Raw genomic sequence first — 25293 nt, 5'->3', positions numbered from 1 at the left:
CTTCGCAGCGGCGGTCCGTGGAAGGCTCAGGCCCCTACCCCCTGAACATCGGCAGGGGAGCACCCGCAATTCCTGGCTCGACGGCGAACAGGGCGCCCGCCTGCGGTTCGGACCCCTCCGGGACGTTCTCCTGCGTGGTCGTGATGAACAGCGTCGACAGGTCCGCCCCGCCGAACGCGCAGGCCGTCACATTGGTGACCGGGAGGTGGATGAGCTCCGAGAGTTTCCCACAGGCGTCGTACCGGGCGATCGCGGCGCCCCCGTACAGCGCCGTCCAGATGCCGCCCTCCGCGTCGATGGCCATGCCGTCGGGCATGCCGAGTGCCGGCTCGACGACGGCGAAGGTGCGCCGGTCGGTGAAGCGGCCGCTGTCGACGTCGTAGGCGAGGGCGTCGATGCGTCCTGTCGGGGTGTCGCTGTAGAAGGCGGTATCGCCCGACGGGGAGAAGTGGAGTCCGTTCGAGATGGTGCCTCCCGTCAGCACGGTGGACACCGAGTGGTCCGTCCCGAGGGAGTACAGGGTGCCGGCGCCGAAGCCGCCCTCCCACCCCATCGACCCGCAGAGGAAGCGGCCGGCGGTGTCGCAGCCACCGTCGTTCATGCGGACGGCCGGGTCGCTGAACGCAGCCGGCCCCTCCTCGAGGATGGAGAACGACTCGTCGGCGAACAGGAAACCCCGTTCCACCCCGATCACGTAGCCCCCTGACGCACGGCCGCGGATGACACCCGCCAGGCGCGGATGCACGTCGTGCCTGTCGATGCTGCCGTCGTCGTGGCGGACCAGGACGTCGCCCTCCATCATGTCCACGAGCAGGAGCTCGTTCCGGCGCGGATCCCAGTAGGGGCCTTCGCCGTGGAAGGTGCAGACGTCGGAGATTTGCTCGGCCTTCACAGTGCCTCCTGTAGTGGTGCGGATGCCTTCTGGAACTGGGGACGGCGTCAGCCGCCCGATGGAGCCGGGGTCGCATCGGCCAGGCCGACACACGCGCGGGTCTGCTCGACCCGCGCCACGGCGTCGCCGAGCTCGACGAGGACGGTGCTCGAGGCGACGTCGTCCGGGTCGAAGAGGACCTCGACGGCGGGGTCGCGTCCGTAGGTGGTGGCGGTCCAGGCCGGATCCCCCTCGCGGACCACCCAGTCGACGTCGTTCACCGTGACGCACGGATCGGTGGTGGGGCCGGGGACGTCCACACCGCACCGCAGGACCACCTTGGACGGGTCCCCCCAGGCGGACGTGGCCTGGCTGTTCGTGTCGCGCTGTTCGTTCTCGGCGACCGTCGGAGGCAGCGCGATCATCACCTCGGCGCACCGAACATTTGCGGCGTCCTGCGCCGGGTCGACATCCACCACGGACGCGCAGCCCGCCATCCCCATCAGGAGGGCCGCGGCGGGCACCAGGAGCATTGCGGCGCGGGGGAGGGCAGGCATGGTTCCACCCTAGTAGGTGGCCCGACGCCGGGTGGGACCGCCGTGCGCGAGAGCGCGACACGGAGCAGTCGAGCACGACACGGAAGACCCGTGCACGGCAGGAACCGGGAGCGGGAACCGGCCGCCCGTAAACTTCAGGAGCCGCAGTCCGTCTCAGCTGCCGGTACCACCCCCGCACCGCGGTGCCGCTTTCCGGCGGGCCGCGTGCGAGAGCCCGATCCGAGGAACCATGACCGCGCCCCACCGCCGCCCCCTGCCCGCACCCGCCCTCACGAGGACCCTCACCGGAGCCGCCGGCGCGCTCCTCGCTGCCGCCGTCCTCGCCGCGCCGACAGCCGCCGTCGCGCTCCCGCTGTCACCCGCGATCATCCCCGCCGTGGTTGCGCAGCAGGAGCCCGCCGTCGTCGAGCAGCCGCAGCCGGAGTCGACCTTCGTCGAGCCGGCCCCGGTGGTGCCCGATCCGACGGCGACGAGCGGGATAGACCCGGTCACGGGATTCGCCATCAACACCCGCACCGGGTTCCTGGTCCACCCGCCCACCGGCCACCTGATCGAACCCGGAACCGGGCAGCTCCTGTTCGCCGACACGCTCATCTACACGAACCTGCGCTACGACGCCGAGACAGGGCAGGTCGTCGATCCCGCCGGCGGGACGGCAGCACCGGAACCCGGTGCAGGTGGTCCGACGGCGACGGCGTCGTCCGCGCCCTCCGCCACCGCGTCGGCCTCCGCACCCGCCACGGTCACACCCACTCCCACGGTCGCTCCCGTCCCCGTCGCGACGTCGATCGCTCCCGTGGTGACCGCCTCGGCCAGTCCGACCCCCCGGCCCAGCCGGTCGAGCACCCGCACGCCCTCGAGCAGCCCGGAGGCCGCGGTCGAGGAGGAGCGCATGTCGTCCCTGGCGCCCGCCGCCTGGATCGGTGCCGGCGTCGTCGCCGTCGCGCTCGCCGTCATCGGTGTGCTGGCCGCGCGCCGACGCGGACGCCACCAGTCCTGACGCCCGAGCGCGGCCGGTAAGGTGCAAGATGTGAAAAATCTTCTGGTCACCGGCGGCGCCGGCTTCATCGGGTCCAATTTCGTCCACTACCTGATGGAGCATACGGACGTGTCCGTCACGGTGGTGGACAAGATGACCTACGCAGGCAACCACGCCTCGCTCGAAGGACTGCCCGCCGACCGCTTCGAACTGGTGGTCGGGGACATCGCGGACGCCGCCGTGGTGAATCCGCTGACCGAACGGGCCGACGCCGTCGTGCACTATGCGGCGGAGTCGCACAACGACAACTCGCTGCACGACCCCCGGCCCTTCCTGGACACGAACATCATCGGCACCTACACGCTGCTCGAGGCCGCGCGCAGGTTCGGCACGAGGTTCCACCACATCAGCACCGACGAGGTGTACGGCGACCTCGAGCTCGACGATCCCGCACGCTTTATCGAGAGCACGCCCTACAACCCCTCGAGCCCGTACTCGTCGACGAAGGCCGGCTCGGACCTGCTGGTGCGCGCCTGGGTCCGCTCCTTCGGCGTCCGGGCGACCATCAGCAATTGCTCCAACAACTACGGGCCGTACCAGCACGTGGAGAAGTTCATCCCGCGCCAGATCACCAACGTGATCGACGGCGTCCGTCCCAAGCTCTACGGCGAGGGCCTGAACGTGCGCGACTGGATCCACGCGAACGACCACTCCTCGGCCGTATGGACGATCCTCGACCGGGGCGAGATCGGGCAGACCTACCTGATCGGGGCCGACGGCGAGCGGAACAACAAGGACGTCGTGGAGCTGATCCTGACGGAGATGGGCCTGTCCGCCGACGCGTACGACCACGTGGTAGACCGCGCCGGCCATGACCTGCGCTATGCCATCGACTCGACGAAGCTGCGCACCGAACTCGGCTGGACGCCGGAGTTCCACCACTTCGAGCAGGGCCTGCGCGACACCATCGCCTGGTACCGGGACAACGAGGACTGGTGGCGCCCGCAGAAAGCCGTGACGGAGTCCAAGTACACCGAGCTGGGGCAGTAAGGCCATGGGACCCGACTTCTCGAAGCCGCTGGCAGCCCGCGAAACACCGATCCCCGGCGTCGTCCTCTTCGACCTCCCCGTGCACGGCGACAACCGGGGCTGGTTCAAGGAGAACTGGCAGCGCGCCAAGATGACCGGCGCCGGCCTCGCCGACTTCGGTCCGGTGCAGAACAACATCTCGTTCAACGAGACCGCGGGCACCACCCGCGGTATCCATGCCGAGCCGTGGGACAAGTTCATTTCGGTCGCCACGGGCCGGGTCTTCGGCGCCTGGGTGGACCTGCGCGAGGGGCCGTCCTTCGGTGCGGTCTTCACGGCCGAGCTGGATCCGTCGACGGCGATCTTCATCCCGCGCGGCGTCGGCAACGCGTTCCAGACCCTCGAGGACGGGACGGCCTACACCTACCTGGTCAACGACCACTGGTCGGCCGACGCGCAGGACCAGTACGTATTCCTCAACCTCGCCGACGAGACGGCCGCCATCGACTGGCCCATCCCGCTTGTCGATGCGGAACTGTCCGAGAAGGACCGGAAGCACCCGCGCCTTGCCGAGGTCACGCCGCTCGCCCCGCGCAGGACGCTCGTCGTCGGTGCCGACGGGCAGCTCGGCAGGGCACTCCGCAGTGCCCTCGCGGACCATCCCTCCGTCGAATTCGCCGGGCGCGCCGAGTTCGACCTCCTCGCTGGCGACCTCGACGGCGTCCGACCCTGGGCGGCCTACGACACCATCATCAACGCGGCCGCGTACACAGCCGTCGACGCCGCCGAGACGCCGGAGGGCCGCGCGGCCGCCTGGGCCGTCAATGTCTCCGGCGTGGCAGCACTCGCCCGGGTGGCCGCGGCCCACCGCCTGACCCTCGTCCATATCTCGAGCGACTACGTGTTCGACGGATCGCGGGAGCTCCACGACGAGGGGGAGCCCTTCAGCCCACTCGGTGTCTACGGACAGACGAAGGCGGCAGGGGACGCGATCGTCGCGACAGTGCCGCGATACTACATCCTCCGCACCAGCTGGGTCATCGGGGAGGGCAGCAACTTCGTCCGGACGATGGCGGGCCTCGCAGGCCGGGGCATCTCGCCGAGCGTGGTGAACGACCAGATCGGCCGCCTCACCTTCACCGAGGACATCGCCGGTGCCATCCTGCACCTGCTCGGCACGGGAGCGCCGTACGGCACCTACAACGTGACCAACGACGGTGACGTGCAGAGCTGGGCGGACATCGCGGCCGAGGTGTACGCGCTCGCCGGCAGGGATCGCGCCGACGTCACGGGCGTCAGCACGGCGGAGTACTTCGCGGGCAAGGAGGCTGCGCCGCGGCCCCTCCAGAGCACGCTCGACCTGTCCAGGATCAAGGCATCGGGCTTCGCGCCGGCTCCGGCTTCACAGCGACTCGGCGCCTATGTCCGCGCGCTCACCGGCTAGGATCTCCGGCGGGCTGGGCGGTCCTCTCAGCCCGGCCCCGTATCATTGACCCGAATCCGACCCGACCACTGCTCTTCGACTGGGGACCCCGATGGCACTGAACGACACCGACGCGCCCGTGAAACGAAGGCGTCAGCGCCATCCCGTGCGCACCACCCTGCTGGTCTTCGGTGCCATCGTCGTCGTCGCCGCCCTCGTGGCCGGCGGCTACCTGTTCTCGCTCGCGCGATCCTTCGATGCAGGGTCCGAGACGATCGAGACGGCCTTCCCCGCGGAGGAATCGCGGCCCACGGTGGCTCCCGAGGCCGAGGGTGCGGTCAACATCCTGCTGCTCGGCAGCGATTCACGGGCGACGCCGGAAGAGCTGGGCGACACGGCGTCCACCGATCCTTCGGACAGCCGTGCGGACACCATGATGCTGATGCACGTCCCCGCGGACCGCCAGGACATCCAGGTCATGTCCATCATGCGCGACACCTGGACGGACATCCCGGGGCACGGTGAGGCCAAGGTCAACGCCGCCATGGCGCTCGGTGGCGTACCGCTCGTGGTGCAGACCGTCGAAGGCCTGTTCGGCACGCGCATCGACCACGTGGCGAGTATCGACTTCGAAGGGTTCAAGGGCCTCACCGATGCGCTCGGCGGGGTGCAGGTGGACAATCCTGTCGCGTTCCAGTCCCGAGGCAGCGAGGGTGAGTCCTTCGCAGCGGGACCGATCACCCTGCAGGGCGAGTCGGCGTTGAAGTTCGTCCGCGAACGCTATGCGTTCAGCGACGGCGACTACCAGCGGGTGAAGAACCAGCAGCTGTTCGTCAAGTCGGTCATCAGCAAGGTACTCACTGCGGACACCTTGACCAATCCGCAGAAGGTCTACGAGGTCGTCGATCAGGTGTCGCCGTTCGTGGCCGTGGACTCATCCCTCGACGCCGGGGCCGTCGGATCGCTGGCCGTGTCGCTCCGAGGCGTGCGGAGCGGCGATATCGACTTCTTCACGCTGCCCAACCTCGGGACCGGGACGTCGGCGGACGGGCAGTCGATCGTGATCAAGGACGACGCCGCCATCGCGCAGATTGCGGAGGCGCTGCAGGGCGACACCCTGGCCGACTACCTGACCGCCAACCCGGAAGCCGGATCGTGACACTCGGAAGGGCTGCGCGGCGGACAGCAGGGTCCGCGCTGCTCGGGCTGTCCCTTCTCGTCGCCGTGCCGCTGGTGCCTGCCGCGGCTGACGATACTGCGGTCGTGCCGGGGCCCGAGCAAACGACGGCTCCCCCTGCGCTGCCGACGACGCCAACTGTTCCGACAACGGCTCCGGCAACGCCTCCGACAACACCTCCGACTCCGGCTCCCGCCCCGGTGCCGGCTCCCGCCCCGGTGCCGGCTCCCGCCCCGGCACCGGCTCCGGCTCCCGTACCCGCTCCAGCACCGCCTGCGCCGTCGCCTTCCCCTGCGCCGACCCAAGAACCCTCGCCGTCAGAAGAACCCGCCAGCGATGTCGATCCAGCCACAGGTTTCGCGATCGATCCTGCGACCGGTTGGCTCATCCATCCACCCACGGGATACCTCATCGAGCCCGGAACGTCCGTTCTGGTAATTCCTGGCTCGCTCGAGTACACGACCTTCAGATGGGACCCGCTCACGGGCCTCGTCGAGAACGTCCAGGAGGAGGAGTCGACTCCCTCGGCGTCTGCTGAACCAACGAAGGGCACCGCCACGCCGACGCCGACTGCAACGGCATCGCCGAGCGCAACGGCTTACCCGTCAGCTACCTCACGACCGTCGCCCTCGGCGGAGCCCTCCGGAATCGCAACCGGGGCGGAGCAGGCGGGGACCCGCGTGCCGATCGGGGAGCATCCTGTTACGCGTGCCCTCGTCGTCCTCCTGCTCGTGGGTCTCGGGGTTCTCTACTACGCAAGGCTCCGCCCAGGCGGTAGAACCACCAAATAGCGGGATTCTCCCGGATCAGCGCTAGGCTTAGCGCGATAATTTGGTCTCGGCTGAGCTCTGGGGGTTCTTCAATGCGGGTCATGCTGCTCACGCACTCCTATGCACCCGAACACAGCCCTCCCCAGCGTCGTTGGACGGGGTTCATTCGTTCGTTCGTCTCGGAAGGGTGGTCGGTCGATGTCGTCACCCCGGTGGCCCATGCGCCCCACGGGCGGAGGACTCTTCCTAGGCGCATTGCGGGCCGCGCCTTCCGCACGGATGTCGGCGGTCACGGGGAGCGGATCCGCCGCGTACCATACCTGCGGCACGGAACCACCCGCATGGGGCGCCTCCTGAATCACCTCTTCTCTGCGGGCATGTCCGTTCCGATCGCGTTGCTCGCTCCACGGCCCGACGTCGTGATCGTGACGGTGCCGAGTCTGCCGATCCTCGGTGCGGGTTTCGTGGTGTCGCGCCTGCTGAAGCGGCCGCTCGTGGTCGACATGCGGGATGCCTGGCCGGATATCGCCCGTGATGCGCGCATCGTCCAGGGCAGTGCGAAGGGTCTCGCCGAGCGTGCCATCATCGCAATCCAGGACCGTGCCGAACTCGTCGTCACGGTGACGTACGGCTTCGCCCGGACGCTGAGGGAGCGGGGCCTGAAAAATGTTGCGACTGTGACCAACGGTGTCGATGTCGACCAGTTGCGGACACTTGATCCGGTGCCTCTCGATAAGGAGAGGCTGGACGTCCTGTACCTCGGAAATCATGGGGAGAGCCAGCACCTGGAGGTCCCCATCAAGGCCGCGGCACTCGTCGGGGAGCGCATGCGCCTGACGATGGTCGGACACGGGGTCCGACGCAAGGACCTCAAGTCCCTGGCGGCGGCCCTCGACGCCCCCGTCGACTTCGACGATCCCGCCTACGGGCCAAGCGTCATGGACTACTACGCGAAGGCCGACAGCTGCATTGTGGCATTACGTGACGACTGGAAGTCCTTCGAGACCACTATCCCGTCGAAGACCTATGAAGTCCTGTCGATCGGGCGACACGTCACCGGGATCGTGCTCGGTGAGGCACGCAAGATCCTCGAGGAAGCAGAAGCGGGTCACGTCGTCGCCGCGAACCCTCGCGCGCTTGCCGACCTGTGGTTGTCCCTCGCCGCAGATCGGGGGCAACTCCGCGTCAACGGCGCCGGCCGGCAGTGGGTCCAGCGCAATGCCGACGTCGCGGCACTCGGTCAGGCATACATCGAGCTGCTTCGAGAAGTCGCCCGCGGAGTTTCGTCGCGGTGACCGTGCTGCACAACGTGCTGCTCGCTTCGATAACAGCAGCGACGCACCTCGGGGATGACCCCGTGCTCCTGGTGGCGCAGATCGTTCGCAGGCTGCCCGCGGCCCTCGGTCCTGGGGCAGCACGTGTGCTGGGCTCCGTGCCGACATTCAGCACACGTGCCCTCGGCGCTCATCTGGCCGGCGACGGCCACTCGCGGGATCAGGTGATCGACGGCGCGCTCGCCGGCCGAATCGGGGGCCGATCGGCAGCGCGGCTCGCCGAGGTAGCGCTTACGGCCAATGACGTCGAACGGGCAGACTCCCTGCTCGCCCGCGCGGGCGCGGCCGCGGCGACGCGCGCGCGACGGCGCTGGCATGCCGGTGATATGACAGGTGCCATTGCCGTTCTGAGGACTGCAGGCATGCGACGGAAAGCAGAACGACTGCAGAGCGAACTGCGCGTGTACCAGGACTGGCAGCCGACGCTCGGTCCCGTGGAGTCTTATGCGCCGAAGGCCGGAACGGTCCTCCATCTGTTGACCAACTCCCTGCCGCACACCGGCAGTGGCTACGCCCAGCGCTCCCATTCGATCCTTCAGGCGCAGGCGGCCCTCGGCTGGGATGTCCATGCTGCTACCAGGGTCGGCTACCCGGTTCAGATCGGCAAACTGTTCGCCCGCGACCAGGACGACGTGGAGGACGTCACCTACCACCGGCTACTGACGGCGCGTCTGCCCGGAGGGTTCGACGAGCGACTCCAGTTGCAGGCGGAACTCCTCCTGAAGCTCGCGCTCGAGGTGCGTCCGGCCGTACTTCATACCACCACCCACTTCATCAACGGGCTCGTCGTGCGTGAGGTTGCGCGTGTGCTCGGAATTCCCTGGGTATACGAGGTACGTGGGCAATTAGCCGATACGTGGGCGTCGGTCCGAGGCGCCGATGCACGCCACAGTGAGAAGTATCTTCAGTTCCAGAAGCGGGAAAAGGAGGTGATGCTCGACGCCGGTCTGGTGGTCACCCTTGGTCACGCGATGAAGGCGAATATTCTGGCCGTGGGTGTGCCGGAGACCAAGGTGCTGCTGATGCCGAATGCTGTGGGAGGTGACTTCCTCGACGAACCACTGACTCAGGTCGATGCCCGCCGGGAGGTGGGGCTGTCCGCGTCAGGGCAGTACATCGGAACCGTCTCCAGCCTCGTACCCTATGAGGGAATTCGATACCTCATCCAGGCTTTTGGACTGTTGGCAACTGATCATCCCGACCTCAGGCTGCTCATCGTCGGCGACGGTGTCTCCATGCCATCCCTGCGCGCCCAAGCCGAGCAGAGTGCGTACAAGGACCGCATCATCTTCACCGGTCGCGTCCCTCGGCGGCTAGCTGTCCGATACCATCAAGCGCTGGACGTCTTCGCAGTCCCTCGGGAGGACCTCGAGGTGACTCGTGACGTCACGCCACTCAAGCCCGTCGAGGCCCTAGCCTGCGCCAGGCCGGTAGTGGCGGCGGATCTTCCCGCGCTTCGGGAGATCGTGGAACCGGGCGTCACCGGTATCCTTACTAAGTCCGGAAGTGCGAACGCGCTTGCAGACGGGCTTTCTGTCCTTCTCGCGAACCCGGTGCTGGCGGCGGAACTGGGTCGAGCCGGACGGGAACGCATGCTGCATGAACGAACATGGGCAGCCAACGCGGCCGCCCTGGCGAATGAGCTGGAAAAACTGGGAGTCACCAACGGATGAGCATTGAAGAAAGGACGGGGACGCCGGCGGTCACGGTCCCCGTCAACCTCAAGCGACTCAAGAGGATCGGCCAGCGCCCGGATTTCCTCGATTACCTGGTTCAACTGTGGGACCGGAGGAGCTTCATCTTCTTCGACGCGCGGGCGAGGGTGCAGAGCGGCAACGAGAAGAACATCCTCGGCAGTGCCTGGCTCGTCCTCACCCCCGTCCTCTCCGGCCTGTCGTTCTACCTGATCTTCGGCCTGCTCCTGGACACCAGCAAAGGCATCGAGAATTTCATCGGCTACCTGATCATCGGTGTGTTCACCTTCCAGATGAGCACACGAGCCATCACCGGCGGGGCGGGGTCCCTCACCGGCAACACGGCGATGATCCGGGCGTTCCAGTTCCCGCGGGCATCGCTTCCCATCGCGATCAACGTGCGGGAACTGCTGTCGAACGTCCCGGTCACCATCGTGATGCTCCTGTTCGTCATCCTGCTCGATCCCGCGGAGGAGATCACCTGGCGGTGGTTCCTGATCCTGCCCGCCATCTTCCTGCAGTTCCTGTTCAACCTCGGTGTCGGGATGCTGCTGGCACCACTGGTGCTGAAGATTCCTGACTTCAGCATGCTGCTCTCCTTCGTCATGCGGCTCTGGATGTACGCCTCTGCGGTCTTCTTCTCCGATCACCGCTTCGACGAATTCCCCGTCATCCGCACCATCATGGACTTCAATCCCATCTACCTGGTCATCAAGGCCATCCGCGACTCGGTCCTGTATGCCACCACCCCGTCCCTGCGCGACTGGACCGTGCTAACCCTGTTCGCGCTGGTGACCGTCGGCGCCGGGCTCCTGGTGTTCTGGCGTGGAGAGGAATCCTATGGACGGGTCTAGCGAGCACGGTACGGTCGTGTCCGAACCGACGGTCGTGGTGGACGGGATCTCCGTCGTGTACCGCACCAGGCAGCAGTCCCCCGGCAGGACGACGTCGCGGCCGTCGGTCCTCGGCGGCCTCCGGAAAGGGAAAGTGACCGGCGGAACGGTCCGGACCACCGCCTTAAAGAACGTATCCTTCGTGGCCAACCAGGGGGATTCGATCGGAGTCATCGGCCGCAACGGGTCCGGCAAGAGCACCCTCATGAAGGTGCTGGCAGGCCTGATCATCCCCGATGCCGGGACGGTGTATGCGGCGAGCAACCCCATCCTCCTGGGCGTCAATGCCGCGCTGATCAGCTCCATGTCGGGCGCCCAGAACATCCGTCTGGGCTGTCTCGCCATGGGGATGAGCCATACGCAGATCGACGCGAAGTTCAACGACATCGTCGCGATGTCGGGGTTGGAGGACGAGATCTACCACCCCATGAATTCCTACTCCTCAGGAATGGGCGCACGCCTCCGCTTCGCCATCGCCGCTGCGGTGGATCCCGAGATCCTGCTGGTCGATGAGGCGCTCAACACCGGTGACGCCCAGTTCAAGGAGCGTTCGAAGGAGCGGATGAAGCAGGTCACGAGCCAGGCCGGCACGGTGTTCATCGTCAGCCACAGCCTGGACACGATCAAGTCGACCTGCAATCGCGCCTTCTGGATCGACAAGGGCGACTTCATCATGGACGGTGCGCCCGATGACGTGGCCAAGGAATACAAGAACTTCATCTGGCGCATCAATGAAGGCAACGCCGATTACGGCCGGAAGATCCGCGCCGAGCTCATGGCCGGCCTGCCCGCCATGCAGACGACACTCCTGCCCAACGGCTGGAAGCGGTCACGGTAGCAATGGGAGCACGTGATTGGGTCGCCTACTGGCGCCGTGCGCTGTGGCACGCCCGCCAGGGCGGTGTGCAGCAGGTGCGCAGCTACCTGCACCGGAGCTCGCCCGAACGGGACGAGGCGAGCCTCGCCGGCGTCCGGGGAGCGGAGGGGGCCTGGAGGGGATTCGGCCGCAACCGCCGGCTGGTCTTCCGGGAAACCACCACGACGGCGGTCGCTCCCCGTCGCCCCGACGTGCGGGTCGGGATCATCATGGATGACTTCTCCGCTGCGGCCTTCGCGTTCGAGTGGACCGTGCTGGCCATCAGCCCGCACGACTGGGAAGCCCAGCTCCGGGACCACGACCTCGACTTCGTGGTGGTGGAGTCGGCGTGGGCCGGCAACGGCGGGGCATGGCGTGGCAAGATCGCCGGGCCGCACGGGCCTGCGCGGGTGCTCGAACAGTTCGCTGCCGGCTGTCGGGCGGCGGGCATCCCGTCCGTCTTCTGGAACAAGGAGGACCCTCCGCACTACGACGACTTCCTTCCCGCGGCCCGACTCTTCGACCACGTCTTCACCACCGACGTCGACAGGCTCCCCAGCTACCGCAGGGACCTCGGTCATGACCGGGTCTCCGTGCTGCCCTTCGCAGCGCAGCCGCGGATCCACAATCCGGTGCGGCCGCGCCACGGGTGGCATGCCCGCAACATCGCCTTCGCCGGGATGTACTTCGCCCACAAGTACGAGGATCGCCGACGGCAGATGGATCTCCTGCTGGGCGCGGCCGTCGACGCGACGACCGGATTCAAGGACGGCTTCGAGATCTTCTCCCGCCAGCTGGGCAAGGAGCAGCAGTACCAGTTCCCTGGAGTCCTCGCCCGGCATGTGGTGGGTTCGCTCAGCTACGGACAGATGCTCACCGCGTACAAGGCCTACAAGGTCTTCCTGAACGTCAATTCCGTCACCGAATCGCCGTCCATGTGTGCACGACGGATCTTCGAGATCACTGCGGCGGGGAGCTGCGTCGTCTCCACGCCCAGTGCAGCCATCAGCAGGTTCTTCCCGAACGGTGAGATCCTCACCGCCTCCTCCCGGGACGAGGCTTCCCACCTGCTGAGGGCCGTCACCGCCAATCCCGAGTATTCGGAGCGGCAGGTGCACAGGGCCCAGCGACTGATCTGGTCGGACCACACCTTCAGCCACCGGGCAGCCACCATTGCGGGCACTGTCCGGCCCCAGGCGGCTGCTGCGGGCGGGCGCCCGCGCATCTCCGCGCTGGTGGCGAGCTTCCGCCCCCACCAGATGCAGCACGTCATCGAGTCCATCGCCGGCCAGCAGGGCGTCGACGTTCAACTCGTGTACCTGGCGCACGGGTTCGACGTCGATGAGAGGCTCTTCCGGGAGCGTTGCCGCGAAGCGGGACTCGCGGACGCCGTCCTCCTGCACGAGCCGGCAGCCACACCCCTGGGGGAGTGCCTCAACGCCCTGGTGCGCAGTGCTGACGGCGACCTGTCGACCAAGTGGGACGACGACGACCTCTATGCGCCCCTGTACCTGGGCGACCTGGCTCATGCCACCATGTACTCGGAGGCGGACATCGTGGGGAAGCGGGCGCACTACATGCACCTCGCCGGCCCCGACGCGACCATCCTGCGCAACCCGCACCTCGAGCATCGGTTCGTCACTGCCGTATCCGGCCCCACGATCTTCGCGTCCACCCAGACGTTCATGGACCTGCCGTTCCAGGCGGTGACGACCGGCGAGGATACCCGGTTCCTTCAGGACGCGGTGCGGGCGGGTGCACGAATCTACTCCACCGACCGGTTCAACTACTGCCAGATGCGAGGGCGCGACGCCGCCTCGCACACGTGGGCCATCACCAACGAGCAGCTGATGGCGTCATCCAAGATCCAGTTCTTCGGCTCGCCCGAAGACCACATCGTCGTATAGGGGAACCATGAAGACGACCGTTTTCGACCTCGCCGTGATCGGCCTCGGCTACATCGGCCTGCCCACCGCGGCCATCTTCGCCGCCAAGGGGAAGCGGGTAGCGGGTGTGGACGTCAAGCAGTCCACCGTCGACGCCGTCAACCGGGGTGAGGTGCCCTTCGTGGAGCCCGACATGGGGGTGGTGGTCTCCGGTGCCGTGAGCCTGGGAAATCTCGTCGCCATGACGGAGGTGCCGCACGCCGACGCCTACATCATCGCCGTACCCACCCCGCTGGCCGACGGCAAGGGGGCGGACATGTCGTACCTCACCAGTGCCCTCCAGGCACTGGCACCGAAACTGCGCGGTGGTGAGCTGGTGATCCTGGAATCGACCTCGCCCCCCGGAACGACCGAGCGCCTGGCCGCGCACCTGAAGGAGGTGCGGCCGGATTTGTGGTCGGATGGAGCGCAGGGGGCCGGACCGGTGCACGTCGTGCACTCGCCTGAACGCGTTCTTCCCGGCCGGATCATGATCGAGATGGCGACGAACGACCGCGTGATCGGCGGCCTCACCGACGAAGGCGCCCAACTGGCGAAGAAACTGTACGAGGTGATCTGCCAGGGCGAGATCCACCTCACGGATGCGACCACCGCGGAGATGACCAAGCTCGTGGAGAACACGTTCCGCGACGTCAACATCGCCTTCGCCAACGAGCTGTCCGTGATCTGCGACAGGCTGGGCATCGACGTGTGGCGGCTCATCGAACTCGCCAACCACCACCCGCGTGTGGACGTCCTGCGTCCGGGGCCCGGTGTCGGCGGGCACTGCATCGCCGTGGATCCGTGGTTCATCGTCGATGCCGCGCCGGCTGAATCCGGGCTGATCCGTACGGCCCGCGAGGTCAACGACGCGAAACCCCACCACGTTGTGAGCCGCGTCAAGGAACTGCTTCGTGACAGGCCGGACGCCACCGTGGCCGTGCTGGGCCTGGCCTTCAAGGCGAACATCGACGACGTCCGGGAATCCCCGTCCATGACCATCGTCCAGGAGCTCGTACGGCAGCTGCCCCAGGCGACGCTCCTTCCGGTGGACCCGCATGTGGACGAGGTCCCCGCCGTGCTGAGGGCCGCCGGGATCGGTCGCATGTATGCGTTGGACTCCGCCCTGGCCGCGGCCGATGCCGTCCTGCTCCTGGTCGACCACGACCAGTTCGTCGACGTCGCCGACGAGGACCTCCGCGGCAAGACGATCATCGACACGAAGGGCATCTGGAACGACCGGCAGGCGGATCGGGCAGCCCCCGCATCCGTCCTCGCAGCTTCAGAATCAGCGGGCTAGGGCAGCGTGACCACGACCATTCCCGAGGACCTCGCCGCACTGGGCATCCAGCTGAAGCCCGTTCACGGCCCGCGCGGAGCAGTCAGCCTGATCAGTGTCGTCGTCCCCGCCGATACCGCGACAGAGATCGAGGTGGCGGCCACCGCCGCAGCCCTTCTGGCCTCGGCCTGTCAGGACTTCACGGTGCACATCGTCGGTACGTCGGAAGCGACCACCGCCAGGGCCAGGGCCTGGCTGTTGCCCGACGCCAGATTCCGCTGGGTTCCCGACTCCGAGGGACTGCCCATGGCGTCGCGGTTCACGCTGGTCCTGCACCCGGGAACGAGGGTGGGCACCTATTCCCTCGAAGCGCTGGTCGACGTGGCCCTGTCCACCGGCGCCACGCTGGTGCGTGCCCTGGTCGATGGGCGAACGAGTGCGGCCGAGTTCTGGGTGAGCGACGTCCTGTCGAAGCACAGGGCGTCCGGCGATCCGGAGAAGGCCGTACGCGCGGCAGGAGCGGAGCGCTGGATCGCAGGCAGTTCGGTGGGACTGCACGATTACCGGCAGCTGGCTCCGCGCATCCACCTGCGCAAGGGGGCGGCCGGCCGCCACGACCTGACCATCGTGGTGCGGGACGCAGCGGACCGCGACGTGCGCGCCGATTACGAGGAGCGACTCCGCCACCTTGAGGCCCGACTGGCGAGATCCGAGAAGGCGCGCCGGCGCCTCGAGGCAGGTCTTCCTCCGAAACGTGGTGTTGCGCGTCTGGCTGCTGCTGCCCGTCGGGGCCCCGGCTATGTGACAGCCCGGGCCGCCACCATCCTGCGCAGGGGAGGAAGCCGATGAGACTGACGAGTGTTGCCGTCGGATTCGACACCGAACCCATCGCGCCGGTCATGACGGCGCTCAGCCTCGACTATGCCGCGACCCCCTGGGAGAGGCGTTCCTCCGACGACGTCGCCGGGTGGCACCACGACACTCCTCCGGATGGGCGGTGGTGGGGTACCTACCTCGTCCGCGCCGACTCCCTGGTCGAGGCCCGCAGCATCCTGCCCCTCCTCCGGGGCGAAGGCAAGGCGCAGCGATTCGTCCTGGTCATCGACGGCCATGTGCCTCACCAGGCCGCCGAGGCATGGACGAGCCGCCACCTGGGCGACAGGGCGGCCGCCGTCGCGTCGATCATCCCGGGCCTCGGCTTTGCCTCGACCATCGAAGGCGGGAAATGGGTTCCCGTCCATGCTGCAGCCCTTGCCGCCCTGGCAACCGCCCTCGAGACAGGAGCCGCCCCGGTGCTCGGCGGCCTCCGTGCAGGATTCGTCGAGCCGCGGACACGGAACTGGGCTGCAGGGGACACGCTGGCGAGCCTGATGACGCCCGAGCTGTTGCACCCGGAGGATGACGACATCTACGCGGTGGACGTGATCGTGGGGCAGCCACCCCTGCCGCTGCCTCGCGTCGAGGGCCGGGTCACGCCGCCGGTCTGGACACCCGGGCCGCAGGACCTGCCCCCCGTGGACACCGCCGTGATCAGCCCCCGCGGCTTCCTGCCCGATACCGGCGAATCGATCGTGGAGCTGCGGCCGGAGGACGTCTCCGCCGATGGTCGCCTTCCCGAGGGTGAACTCGCAGCACTGCGAGGCGCCGGTTACGTGGCCGTCGACGGGTCGCGCTTCGCATCCCTCGAACGGCAGTTGGCGTGGCGCCTGGCGCAGCTCAGCGTCGCAGGGGTCCCGCTGCTGGCCTCGAACCTCCCGGCCGGAGTGCAGGCGATGCTCAAGCAGCCCCTGGTCGAACTCATCGGTGCCTTCGATCCCGTGGATGCGCCCGTGCAGCGGGAGTCGAAATCGATCGACCTCCGGCGTGCCGCCCTCGAACGGTTCGGACCGGCCCAGCGGTGGAACGCCATCCTGCGTGATCTGCACCAGGTTCCGGTACCCTCGCCGACGGTGAGCATACTGCTCGCCACCCGGCGGCCGGACAAGGTGGGCTCGGCTCTCGCCCAGGTGGCACTGCAGTCCTGGGACAGGATCGAGGTGGTCCTCGTGCTGCACGGGATCGACCCGGACGCTCCGGCGGTGCGGCAGGCCATCGATGCCTACACCGGCCCACTCACCGTGGTGGCGGTGCCGGCGCAGACGGTGTTCGGCGCTGCCCTCAACGAGGGCACGAGAGTGGCCGGCGGCGATTACCTCACCAAGATGGACGACGACGACTGGTACGGGCCGCACCATGTCAGGGACCTGGTCCGCGCAGCGGAGTACAGCGGAGCGCAGCTCGTCGGGTCCCAGGTCGAATTCGTCTACCTCGAAAGCATCGACATCACCACGCGCCGCCCGCACCACGGCGAGCGGTATTCCGACCACGTGGCAGGCGGCACGATGCTGCTGCGCCGCGACGACCTGCGGCGACTGGGCGGGTGGCGCCCCGTCCACCGGGCGGTCGACCGTTGCCTGCTCCAGTCGGTCCAGGCCGCAGGCGGGCTGATCTACCGCTCCCACGGACAGAATTACCTCATGCATCGCCGTTCTGCCGAGGATTCCCACGGCGGCCATACCTGGAATCCGGAGGACAGCGTCTTCCTGCAGAGCGTGTCCGAACAGTGGGACGGGTTCGTTCCACCCCCACAGATCCGCGGTGCCACCCCGGCCGTCACGGGCCGTAGCAGTGATCTCTCAAGTTACTTCAGAACTGGACTCAAGCAATGACAAGCACTCTTCCTCGCGGGACCACCACACCGGCGAAGCCCGAGATCTCGATCCGTCGCCTCGTGCGCAGGGTCGCCAAGACCTCCGCACGCAAGAAACTGGTGCTCGCTGCGGCGATCGTCGTGTTCCTGGTGGCCATCGTGTCCGCCTACTACCGCATGCCCGTCGTGCTCGTCCCCGCACTCATCCTGCTGGTCGTGGGTGGGGCCCTGGCCGCCCTCAAACTGGACGACCTCCTGAAGAGTGCCCGTGCCTCCCTGAAAGCGAGCACACAGCTGCTGCAGGCCGTTCCGGCCGGCACGCCGCGTGGGACGCAGGTCGCGCTCGGGACCGCGAGTTCCTGGGCTTCGAACGACGACCTCACACCGGCAAAACTGGTGCAACGACTGACCAAGCTCCGCTCCCTCGACGGCCGCGACATCCTGGTGAGGAAAGTGACCAACGGCGAGTGGGACTGGAAGGATCTGGAGACGGCCCTGGACATGTACCGACTGGGCGGGTCGGCCCGCAAGGGCGTGAGCCAGGTCCTCGACGCGACGGTCAAGACGAGGCTCCTGCTGGTCGCGGACCTGTGCTACCGGCAGAACCTGAGGCCCGAGGACATGCTCAACGCCGCCACCATCTACCGCTACGTCTACCAGAAGATGGGCGCCTCGCCGTTCGTCGGGAAGAAGCGCGGCGAGTTCTACCTCGATGCCCTGTCGCAGACGGGGAGGGGCGATCAGACCCTCAAGTTCCAGGGGCTCTACGATGCGGAGAAACTGAACCCGAACGACCTCCACCTGTTCCGGGCGAACGCGAAGAATCCCTTCCGTCACCAGAGCCATACCGGCGAGGAATGGCTTGCGGAGATCAACGCCGTGTACGAAGCGGCGGGCCTGGCGGCCATCCGGCTTCGTACCGGTGCTGGTCCCGCCTTCGCGCGGCTCTTCACGGATCCCGTGCCCGGCGTGGACGCGGGACCCCTCGTCACGGTCGTCATGCCCGTGTTCAGGCCCGACGAGTACACCGACCTCGCCATCCAGTCGGCGATCGACCAGAGCTACCGCAACCTGGAGATCATCATCGTCGATGACGGGTCCGGCGAGCCCTACACCAGCCGGCTCGACACGTGGGAGGCTGCGGATCCGCGCATCAGGGTGATCAGGAACACGCCCAACTCCGGCGCGTACACCTCCCGCAATATCGGGTACTCCCTTGCAACCGGGCAGTTCCTCACCATCTTCGACGGAGACGACTGGCAGCACCCACAGAAGATCGAGAAGCTGGTCGAGGCCGCAGTCGAGCAGGACGATCACCGCCTCGTCTCGGCTCCGTGGTCGCGCACGGACGTCGATCTGATGTTCCACTACCGGGGGTGGCGCGGAGCCTACGTGACGCCGGCCCACGTCTCCACCATGTTCCCAGTCGACGTCATTCGGGAGAAACTGGGGTTCTGGGACAGCGTTCGCAAGGCAGCTGACACCGAGTTCATCCTCCGCTACCGGCTGCTGGTCAACAGCGAGGAGCCACTGGAAGTGACCAACGTGCCCCTCACGCTGTCGCTCGTGAGCTCCACCAACCTGTCGATGGACGATTTCCGCCTGGGCTACCGATCACCGGACCGCGTGGCGTACCGAGACGCCTACGAACACTGGCACAGCAAGATCGAACGCGGCGAACACAGCGGATACCTGCCTTTCGAAGCGGACACCAGATGCTTCCCCGCGCCCGCCCGGTTCCTTCCCGTGCGCACTGCGCGGATCGACGTGGATGTCGTGGTGGTGGGCGACTTTGCCGCGAGGAGTTCGACCGCCGCCCAGATGTGGAAGACCGTCGAGGACGCCCGGGCGCAGGACCTGAGCGTGGGCCTCCTGCACGTTCCCAGTATCATCAACACGGTGTCCATCGACGCTTCCTACGGGGTTTCTGCACTGGACGAGTTCGAGAGGGGTGCCTTGATGAGGATAGAAATCACGGACTCCGTGTGCTCGAAGGAGACGCACGTCTTCGATCCGACTGCTTTCGAGTTCCTGAGGGAACTGCGCGGCGACCAGGTCACGGACCAGGTCGTCGTCCATGCGAGCTCCTCACCGTACGAGCGGGCGACGCGGGAGCAGCGCTATTCGGTCGCTACCGTTTCACGCAACCTGGTAACTCTCTTCGGCGGACCGGTCCGGTGGACGACCTCGGAGCCGAAGGTCTTCGAAGCGATCGGCAGGAACCTGGCGAGGGCGTCGGACCTCGAGCTCGTCTCACAGAGCGAGCCCGTGGACGAACTGGAGCAACCCACTCCGGTGGACGAGAAGGCAGTACCTGCATGACGTCGGATCCTGGAACTCGACCGACGACCGAGCACGAGGCGCCCGACTGGGACAGCGTGTACAACGTCCCACGGCTCACCTGGACGTCCGATGCCCCACTTCAGCACCTGCCCGACCGGCCCGTGCACCTGGTGGTCGAGCCCGGTGAGTCGGGTCCCCTTGCACGGCGGATGCTTTACCTGCCCTCCATCAGTAAGACGCTGGTCGTTTCAATGCACGGGGCGCTGAACCGGCGCAAGTACGGTATGCCCCGATTCGAGTGGCGCCGCACCCTCAGCCGCGTGGATTGTGCTCAGCTCTACCTGTCCGACAGCACCCTGGAACTGAACGGTTCAATCGAGATCGGGTGGTACATCGGTACGGCCGGACAGGATCTTGTTGCCGAGTACGCCGCGTTGGTTCGCTCGATTGCGGTCAGCGGGGGCTACACGCGCGTCGTATGTGTCGGTAGCAGTGCTGGTGGCTTCGGTGCCATGGCCCTTTCCCGGCGCGTGCCGGGCTCGGTGGCTGTCGCATTCTCGCCGCAGGTTACCATCGCTGGATACAAGGAGCTTCACCGAAAAGCTCTCTCGGCCGCTTCATTCAAGGGGTATACGTCGTTCGCGAATATCGAAGCGGACTTTGGGCATCGGGTGAACCTGCGGAAGCTCTACCAGGAGTCCGACGATCGGAATTATGTCCATTACGTACAGAACACCCGCGACAGGTTCCATTTCGAAGCACATTACGCGCCGTTCGCTCTGGTATTCGGCGTCGACCCGGAGCGCGGAGGGTCTGCGCTTGGCCGGCAGGCCAGCTTCCATCTCGAGAGCCAGGAGAACGGCCATGCACCTCCATCGCGAGGAAGTTTTCTGCGGAATATCGAAGAGGCACATCGACAGTATTACGGAGTCGGGTTGCGACTACTCCCACCGGACAAGACTCTCGAAGAGCAGATAGGGGGTCTGTGATGTCAGAGTCACACTCACCGAACGTTTCCTCCGCCGTATTCTTCCGCAACGGCTTCGTCATCTCAGAATCGGGCATGGAATTGGAGATTCCGAAGGGCTGGGGTCGGCGCGCGGTCGGAGCGCTAAATATAGCGACCCACCCCGAAACGTCGATCGTCGCGGGGACCGAAGAGGGGATCCACGTTGCACTGATCGGCTTGGCCTTCGATCCTGAGCATGAGATATACACGGAAGCGGGTGTTCTTGCTCGGCTGCTCGCCGACAGCCGGAACCAGGATGCACTGTACGAGACGCTGGACCGTCTGGCCGGACGGTTCGCCGTGGTTGTCCATTCGGTATCGGGCACCGAGGTCTACCAGGATGCTATGGGGTCGCGATCCGTCTTCTACTCAACGGCAGGACCGGCAGTGGCAGCGTCTCATGCCGAACTGGTGAGGGCAGCGATCGGGACGCAGTTTGCCGATTTCTTCGTCCCCTTCGTCACGTCCAGGAACTATATCCGGAGGGACGTGAAGTACCTGCCGGGCGTTGCCTCAGCTTACGAGCATGTCCTACAACTGACTCCGAATACCAAGCTCCTCATGCCGCAACAGATGATCGAACGGTTTTGGCCGCGTGAGACGCTGAAGCGCGGAGTCAGTAATGAGACCGCTGCCGCTGCCCTCGTCCTCCATCTGGAGGGGCTCGCGACCTCGCTCCAGCATCACGTGCTTCGTCCCGTCATTGGCCTGACAGCAGGAACCGACAGCCGTGGAGTGTTCGCAGCAGTCAAGGGCCTTGATCCCTATATCTTCACCTACGTGCGCAGCGAGACAGGCGATGCGGTCAATTCGCTAGATGCCCGGGCGGCAGCGGATATTGCAGGGAAATACTCGCTTCAGGCCCACGCGTGGCCAATTCCCAATCGGCTGACCCTCAATGACGCGGACGATGACTTTTCCTATGCCTATCGACTCGCGACCGGCTATTACCGCGGGACAGGTTCGGCCTGGTTGAAAACGCTTGCAAAGCTCAATAGCGGACTGTCACATGGCAAGTTCGTGCGGGGTTTCGGCGGCGAAGTCATGCGCGGCTTCTATCAGACCATGAGCAGGAGGATCGAGGAGGTCAGCGTTCGCCAGCTCTCCAACACCTACGACGTCAACTCGGGCTCGAATATCACCCGACGCCTGTTCGGGGAGATGATGGACAGGACTCAGTTCACGAGTTCCGCCCTGAAGGGCCATGATCCCAACGACATCTTCTACTGGGAACATCGGATGGGAACATGGGGGAGCGTCTCACTGACGGAGGCAGACCTCGCCATGCCCTCCATGGTGGGTTACAACTCCCGCAATCTCTTCTCGCTGTTCATGGGCCTCAGCGACTCCGACCGACGTTCCCGGGCTGCGTTCGAGTCGGCTACTCTCACCCTCGCGCCGAAACTCCAAGGCCTTCAGTAGTCACGACGATTCGCCCGAAACAAGAAGTACGGCCGGACAGAAGGAATTGCATCACGTGAACATTCACAACAAAGGCTTGGCCCCAATCGCTGAACGAGGGCAGCGCCTCCTGGACACCCTGGTCTTCGATGCGGAGTACTATGCCGCCGAGAGCGGCCGCGACTTCGATTCAAAACGGGCGGCGGCTCGGCACTTCGTCCAGTTCGGCATGAAGGCGGGTCTCAGCTTCCACCCCCTGTTCGACCTCGGCATGTTCCCTCTGGACGTCCGGGAAGTTTACAAAACGGGGAATGTCGAAGCGCTACTCTCCTACCTGAGAAGTTCACGATCCCGCGAGCACCGCTGGTCGTGGCTGTTCGACCCTTCGTCGCTCGACCATGACGCTGTCGAAGGTTCGGTGCTACTCTCGCGCTACCGTGCCGGTAAGGATCGGGATCTACCGGAATCGTTGAAGCTGATCGGTCGGGCGCCGAATTGGCTCGACGCTCGGGCCCTGCTCATTGCCCACGCCAGGAGCGCCAAGCAGATCGAGCTCGCCAAGAAGCCGCTACGGCGCACCTCGTGGTCGGAAATCGAAGAAAGCGTGTGGCTAGCGGGAATTAACGATGTCTCGGTCCCGGCCGAACCCGACGCACCGGTCATCAGCATCGTCATGCCAGCGTGGAACAGGGCACTGGTGATCGAAGAGGCCATCGAGTCCGTGCGTTCCCAAAGCCTCGGCGCCTGGGAATTGATCGTGGTGGATGATGGCAGCACGGACGACACACGCTCAGTCGTCCGAGCGTCGGCCCAGGCCGACCCGAGAATCCGCCTGATCGAAGCGGACCACCTCGGAGTCTGTGCCGCGCGGAACCGGGGCATCGACGAAGCGCGGGGAGAGTTTCTTGCCTTTCTCGACTCGGACAACACTTGGCGACCGGACTTCCTGCGCAACATGCACGCAGGCCTGTCATCGACCGGGAGCCTTGCCGCCTATTCAGCTGTCCGGATGCTCAATGACCGGGAAGAGTACACAGGACAGGCTGTCACGGCCGAGAACCTCCTCATGCGCAATTACGTGGATCTGAATGTGCTCGTGGCGCGAACCGCACTCATCAGGGACATCGGGGGCTTTGACGTCTCCCTGCGCCGCTGGGTGGACTACGATCTGGTGCTCCGTATCTCCGAGATCGCCACCATCCAATACTTCCCGTTCATAGGGTGCGACTACGTGGACGACCACAATGGGGATCGGATCACGCGCAGGGAGTCGGCTAATTGGGAGTTCGCCGTCCTCGGCAAAAATCTGCAGAACCGGTTCGTCCCCGACAGGGTGGTCGACCGGGAAGATCGCCCGACCTTGTCGATCATCATCCGGGTCACCGACACCATCGATCTGGCCATTCGGAACATCAGACAGTTTGTGGAGTCCGACGGTGCGGAGTCAGTGGAGCTGATCATCGTCGACGAGGTCGCGGGATTCCGTGCCTCACTTCGACTGCGGGCGGCGCTCGCAGGCCTTTCGAGTCTCAAATACATCAAGCTTCCCCGGCGATACACCCCTGCCATCGCGTACAACCTCGCCTCGGAACATGCCTCGGGCCCGGCACTCATGTTCCTGAGGGAGAGCGTCGAACTCCGTGCCGGCGCGGTGCACAAGCTCTCGCAGCAGTTGACCGACGCGTCGGTACTCGGAGCGCAGCCGCTAGTAACCGATCCAGTAGGCGTGGTGGTGTCTGCCGGAGCTGTTGGGCATCCCAACAGCCAAGCCGTCCCACTCTTCAAAGGACTGTCCGCCGACGATGCGAGGCGCCATAACGGTCGGGCTCTGGACGAGCTCGCGCCGGCGGTCTTCTGCGTCCGGACCGATGACTTCCACCGATTGGGCCGGTTCACGAACCTGTTTTCCGGTGATGCCGCACTCGTCGATTTCCTGCGGCGACTCAAGGACGGCTCGGACCAGGAGTTCGTGACAGTCAGCGCTGCCGTGGCTGTGGATCACATCGCTGACGCCTTCTTGGAGGAGCCTGCCTTCGCCGCTGCTGACGCGGAGTGGCTGAGTTCCGGCGGAACGCCGGTCAGGCAACTGGAGCAGCACTATGCCGACCTCGGGCTTCGCATCCATGCCCTTGTGGCGCCGAGGCTCCCCAGGCTCCAGCCCGCGTCTCCCATCGTTTCACGCTTGGGTCGTCCTGCTTCAGCCGAGCAGGGCCTGCGCTGGGCGATAAAGATCGGGGCAGACTTCAGTGTAGGCGGGGACCGCTGGGGGGACGTGCCGTATGCGGCGGATCTGGCTGAAGCGCTCCGCAGGGTGGGCCAGGAGGTCGTGGTGGACCGGGCCGGAGCCTTCTCTCGACCCTCCAACCACCTCGATGATGTCGTGCTGGTCATCAGGGGCCTCGTCCGATGTGAACCGCAACCGGGTAAGGTCAACGTCCTGTGGGCGATCAGCAGGCCCGACCTCATCACCAGGAACGAGCTGCTCGGGTTCGATCTGGTCTTCGGGGGATCGCAGATCTGGTGTGACTATGTCGCCAACGAGTGGGGAATCAACGCTCGCTACCTGCCGCAGGCGACCAACCCCCGCCGGTTCTACCCTGGTGCTGCGACAGCTGATGCTCCGCGGTACGACCTGACCTTTGTCGGCGGGCCGCGGAAGCCGGTCGGGCGCAAGATCGTCGCCGATTGCGTGGAGCTTGGTGAGAACCTGAGTGTGTGGGGCCCGCGGTGGGAGCAATTCATCCCGGCGGAGATGGTCATCGACGACTTCGTCAGCAACGATGATTTGGGAGCCCTGTATGGGTCCTCGAGGATTGTACTCAACGACCACTTCGAGGACATGGCGCGCTGGGGCTTCGCCAACAACCGTCTCTATGATGCAGTTGCCTCCGGCGCCCGAGTGATCAGCGACGAGGTGGCCGGAATCTCAGATATTTTCAAAGGCGCGGTGCGGACCTACTCGTCGCTCGAAGAGCTCCGGGACGTACTATCGGACCCGGGCGGGTTCCCTGATGATTCCCGGATGGCCAGCATCAGCAAGGAGATCCGAGACGAGCACAGCTTCGACAGGCGTGCCGCTACCCTGCTTGCGGCCGTCACTCAGAAGGAACAGTAGGTCGTGCAG

18 protein-coding genes are annotated in these 25293 nt (G+C 66.1%); 16 read left to right on the top strand and 2 right to left on the bottom strand.

What is annotated here, in order from left to right; translation table 11 throughout:
- Window positions 1-34: 34 nt before the first annotated feature.
- Together AC0Z9V_RS03615 and AC0Z9V_RS03610 are read right to left on the bottom strand one after the other, a co-directional pair.
- Window positions 35-892 carry an SMP-30/gluconolactonase/LRE family protein gene (locus AC0Z9V_RS03615; protein WP_485140726.1) on the bottom strand — a complete coding sequence of 286 codons (858 nt, stop codon included), beginning with the start codon at window positions 890-892 and terminating at the stop codon, window positions 35-37.
- Window positions 893-939: 47 nt separating this feature from the next.
- Entirely contained in the window at window positions 940-1428 is a 489-nt protein-coding gene (locus AC0Z9V_RS03610; protein ID WP_485140725.1) for a DUF3515 domain-containing protein, read from the bottom strand.
- Between the two features lie 229 nt (window positions 1429-1657).
- Here AC0Z9V_RS03610 and AC0Z9V_RS03605 point away from each other — a divergent pair, with 229 nt between their 5' ends.
- From AC0Z9V_RS03605 to AC0Z9V_RS03530, 16 genes are all read left to right on the top strand, one after another.
- Entirely contained in the window at window positions 1658-2428 is a 771-nt protein-coding gene (locus tag AC0Z9V_RS03605) for a hypothetical protein (protein WP_485140724.1), read from the top strand.
- 30 nt (window positions 2429-2458) lie between these two features.
- The gene (gene rfbB / locus AC0Z9V_RS03600; RefSeq protein WP_485140723.1) at window positions 2459-3457 is read left to right on the top strand and encodes a dTDP-glucose 4,6-dehydratase; all 999 of its coding nucleotides are present in this window, start codon (window positions 2459-2461) and stop codon (window positions 3455-3457) included.
- 4 nt (window positions 3458-3461) lie between these two features.
- Window positions 3462-4880: a sugar nucleotide-binding protein gene (locus AC0Z9V_RS03595; protein ID WP_485140722.1), complete on the top strand. Its 1419-nt coding sequence runs from the start codon at window positions 3462-3464 to the stop codon at window positions 4878-4880.
- Window positions 4881-4971: 91 nt separating this feature from the next.
- Entirely contained in the window at window positions 4972-6018 is a 1047-nt protein-coding gene (locus tag AC0Z9V_RS03590) for an LCP family protein (RefSeq protein ID WP_485140721.1), read from the top strand.
- 880 nt (window positions 6019-6898) lie between these two features.
- Window positions 6899-8101, top strand: a complete 1203-nt coding sequence (locus tag AC0Z9V_RS03585) for a glycosyltransferase family 4 protein (RefSeq protein WP_485140720.1) — start codon at window positions 6899-6901, stop codon at window positions 8099-8101.
- On the top strand, window positions 8098-9813 hold the full coding sequence (locus tag AC0Z9V_RS03580) for a glycosyltransferase family 4 protein (RefSeq protein WP_485140719.1): 1716 nt from the start codon (window positions 8098-8100) through the stop codon (window positions 9811-9813). Before AC0Z9V_RS03585 ends, AC0Z9V_RS03580 begins: the two co-directional genes overlap by 4 nt.
- The gene (locus AC0Z9V_RS03575; protein WP_485140718.1) at window positions 9810-10688 is read left to right on the top strand and encodes an ABC transporter permease; all 879 of its coding nucleotides are present in this window, start codon (window positions 9810-9812) and stop codon (window positions 10686-10688) included. The genes AC0Z9V_RS03580 and AC0Z9V_RS03575 overlap by 4 nt, the downstream gene beginning before the upstream one ends.
- A gap of 16 nt (window positions 10689-10704) precedes the next feature.
- Window positions 10705-11565, top strand: coding sequence for an ABC transporter ATP-binding protein (locus AC0Z9V_RS03570; protein WP_485140717.1), 861 nt, complete (start codon window positions 10705-10707; stop codon window positions 11563-11565).
- A gap of 2 nt (window positions 11566-11567) precedes the next feature.
- Entirely contained in the window at window positions 11568-13490 is a 1923-nt protein-coding gene (locus AC0Z9V_RS03565; RefSeq protein WP_485140716.1) for a glycosyltransferase family protein, read from the top strand.
- 7 nt (window positions 13491-13497) lie between these two features.
- Window positions 13498-14808, top strand: coding sequence for a UDP-N-acetyl-D-mannosamine dehydrogenase (gene wecC / locus AC0Z9V_RS03560; protein ID WP_485140715.1), 1311 nt, complete (start codon window positions 13498-13500; stop codon window positions 14806-14808).
- 6 nt (window positions 14809-14814) lie between these two features.
- Window positions 14815-15636: a hypothetical protein gene (locus AC0Z9V_RS03555; RefSeq protein ID WP_485140714.1), complete on the top strand. Its 822-nt coding sequence runs from the start codon at window positions 14815-14817 to the stop codon at window positions 15634-15636.
- Complete coding sequence (locus tag AC0Z9V_RS03550) at window positions 15633-17495, top strand: glycosyltransferase (protein ID WP_485140713.1); 1863 nt, start codon at window positions 15633-15635, stop codon at window positions 17493-17495. The genes AC0Z9V_RS03555 and AC0Z9V_RS03550 overlap by 4 nt, the downstream gene beginning before the upstream one ends.
- Entirely contained in the window at window positions 17492-19798 is a 2307-nt protein-coding gene (locus AC0Z9V_RS03545; RefSeq protein ID WP_485140712.1) for a glycosyltransferase family 2 protein, read from the top strand. The genes AC0Z9V_RS03550 and AC0Z9V_RS03545 overlap by 4 nt, the downstream gene beginning before the upstream one ends.
- Entirely contained in the window at window positions 19795-20748 is a 954-nt protein-coding gene (locus AC0Z9V_RS03540) for a hypothetical protein (protein WP_485140711.1), read from the top strand. Before AC0Z9V_RS03545 ends, AC0Z9V_RS03540 begins: the two co-directional genes overlap by 4 nt.
- Before the next feature lie 74 nt (window positions 20749-20822).
- Window positions 20823-22190, top strand: coding sequence for a hypothetical protein (locus AC0Z9V_RS03535; RefSeq protein ID WP_485140710.1), 1368 nt, complete (start codon window positions 20823-20825; stop codon window positions 22188-22190).
- 55 nt (window positions 22191-22245) lie between these two features.
- A complete protein-coding gene (locus AC0Z9V_RS03530) occupies window positions 22246-25284 on the top strand; it encodes a glycosyltransferase (protein ID WP_485140709.1) in 3039 nt (1012 codons plus the stop codon).
- Window positions 25285-25293: the final 9 nt, after the last annotated feature.

The sequence above is a fragment of the Arthrobacter sp. UYP4 genome, from assembly GCF_057291175.1.
Note: the sequence above shows the minus strand (reverse complement) of the source record. Positions and strands in the feature narration are given on the sequence as shown.

Coding starts and splice junctions, on each gene's coding strand:
- AC0Z9V_RS03610 (WP_485140725.1), bottom strand. CDS start 1,428: ATGCCTGCCCTCCCCCGCGCCGCAATGCTCCTGGTGCCCGCCGCGGCC.
- AC0Z9V_RS03605 (WP_485140724.1), top strand. CDS start 1,658: ATGACCGCGCCCCACCGCCGCCCCCTGCCCGCACCCGCCCTCACGAGG.
- AC0Z9V_RS03595 (WP_485140722.1), top strand. CDS start 3,462: ATGGGACCCGACTTCTCGAAGCCGCTGGCAGCCCGCGAAACACCGATC.
- AC0Z9V_RS03590 (WP_485140721.1), top strand. CDS start 4,972: ATGGCACTGAACGACACCGACGCGCCCGTGAAACGAAGGCGTCAGCGC.
- AC0Z9V_RS03585 (WP_485140720.1), top strand. CDS start 6,899: ATGCGGGTCATGCTGCTCACGCACTCCTATGCACCCGAACACAGCCCT.
- AC0Z9V_RS03575 (WP_485140718.1), top strand. CDS start 9,810: ATGAGCATTGAAGAAAGGACGGGGACGCCGGCGGTCACGGTCCCCGTC.
- AC0Z9V_RS03565 (WP_485140716.1), top strand. CDS start 11,568: ATGGGAGCACGTGATTGGGTCGCCTACTGGCGCCGTGCGCTGTGGCAC.
- wecC (WP_485140715.1), top strand. CDS start 13,498: ATGAAGACGACCGTTTTCGACCTCGCCGTGATCGGCCTCGGCTACATC.
- AC0Z9V_RS03550 (WP_485140713.1), top strand. CDS start 15,633: ATGAGACTGACGAGTGTTGCCGTCGGATTCGACACCGAACCCATCGCG.
- AC0Z9V_RS03545 (WP_485140712.1), top strand. CDS start 17,492: ATGACAAGCACTCTTCCTCGCGGGACCACCACACCGGCGAAGCCCGAG.
- AC0Z9V_RS03540 (WP_485140711.1), top strand. CDS start 19,795: ATGACGTCGGATCCTGGAACTCGACCGACGACCGAGCACGAGGCGCCC.
- AC0Z9V_RS03535 (WP_485140710.1), top strand. CDS start 20,823: ATGGAATTGGAGATTCCGAAGGGCTGGGGTCGGCGCGCGGTCGGAGCG.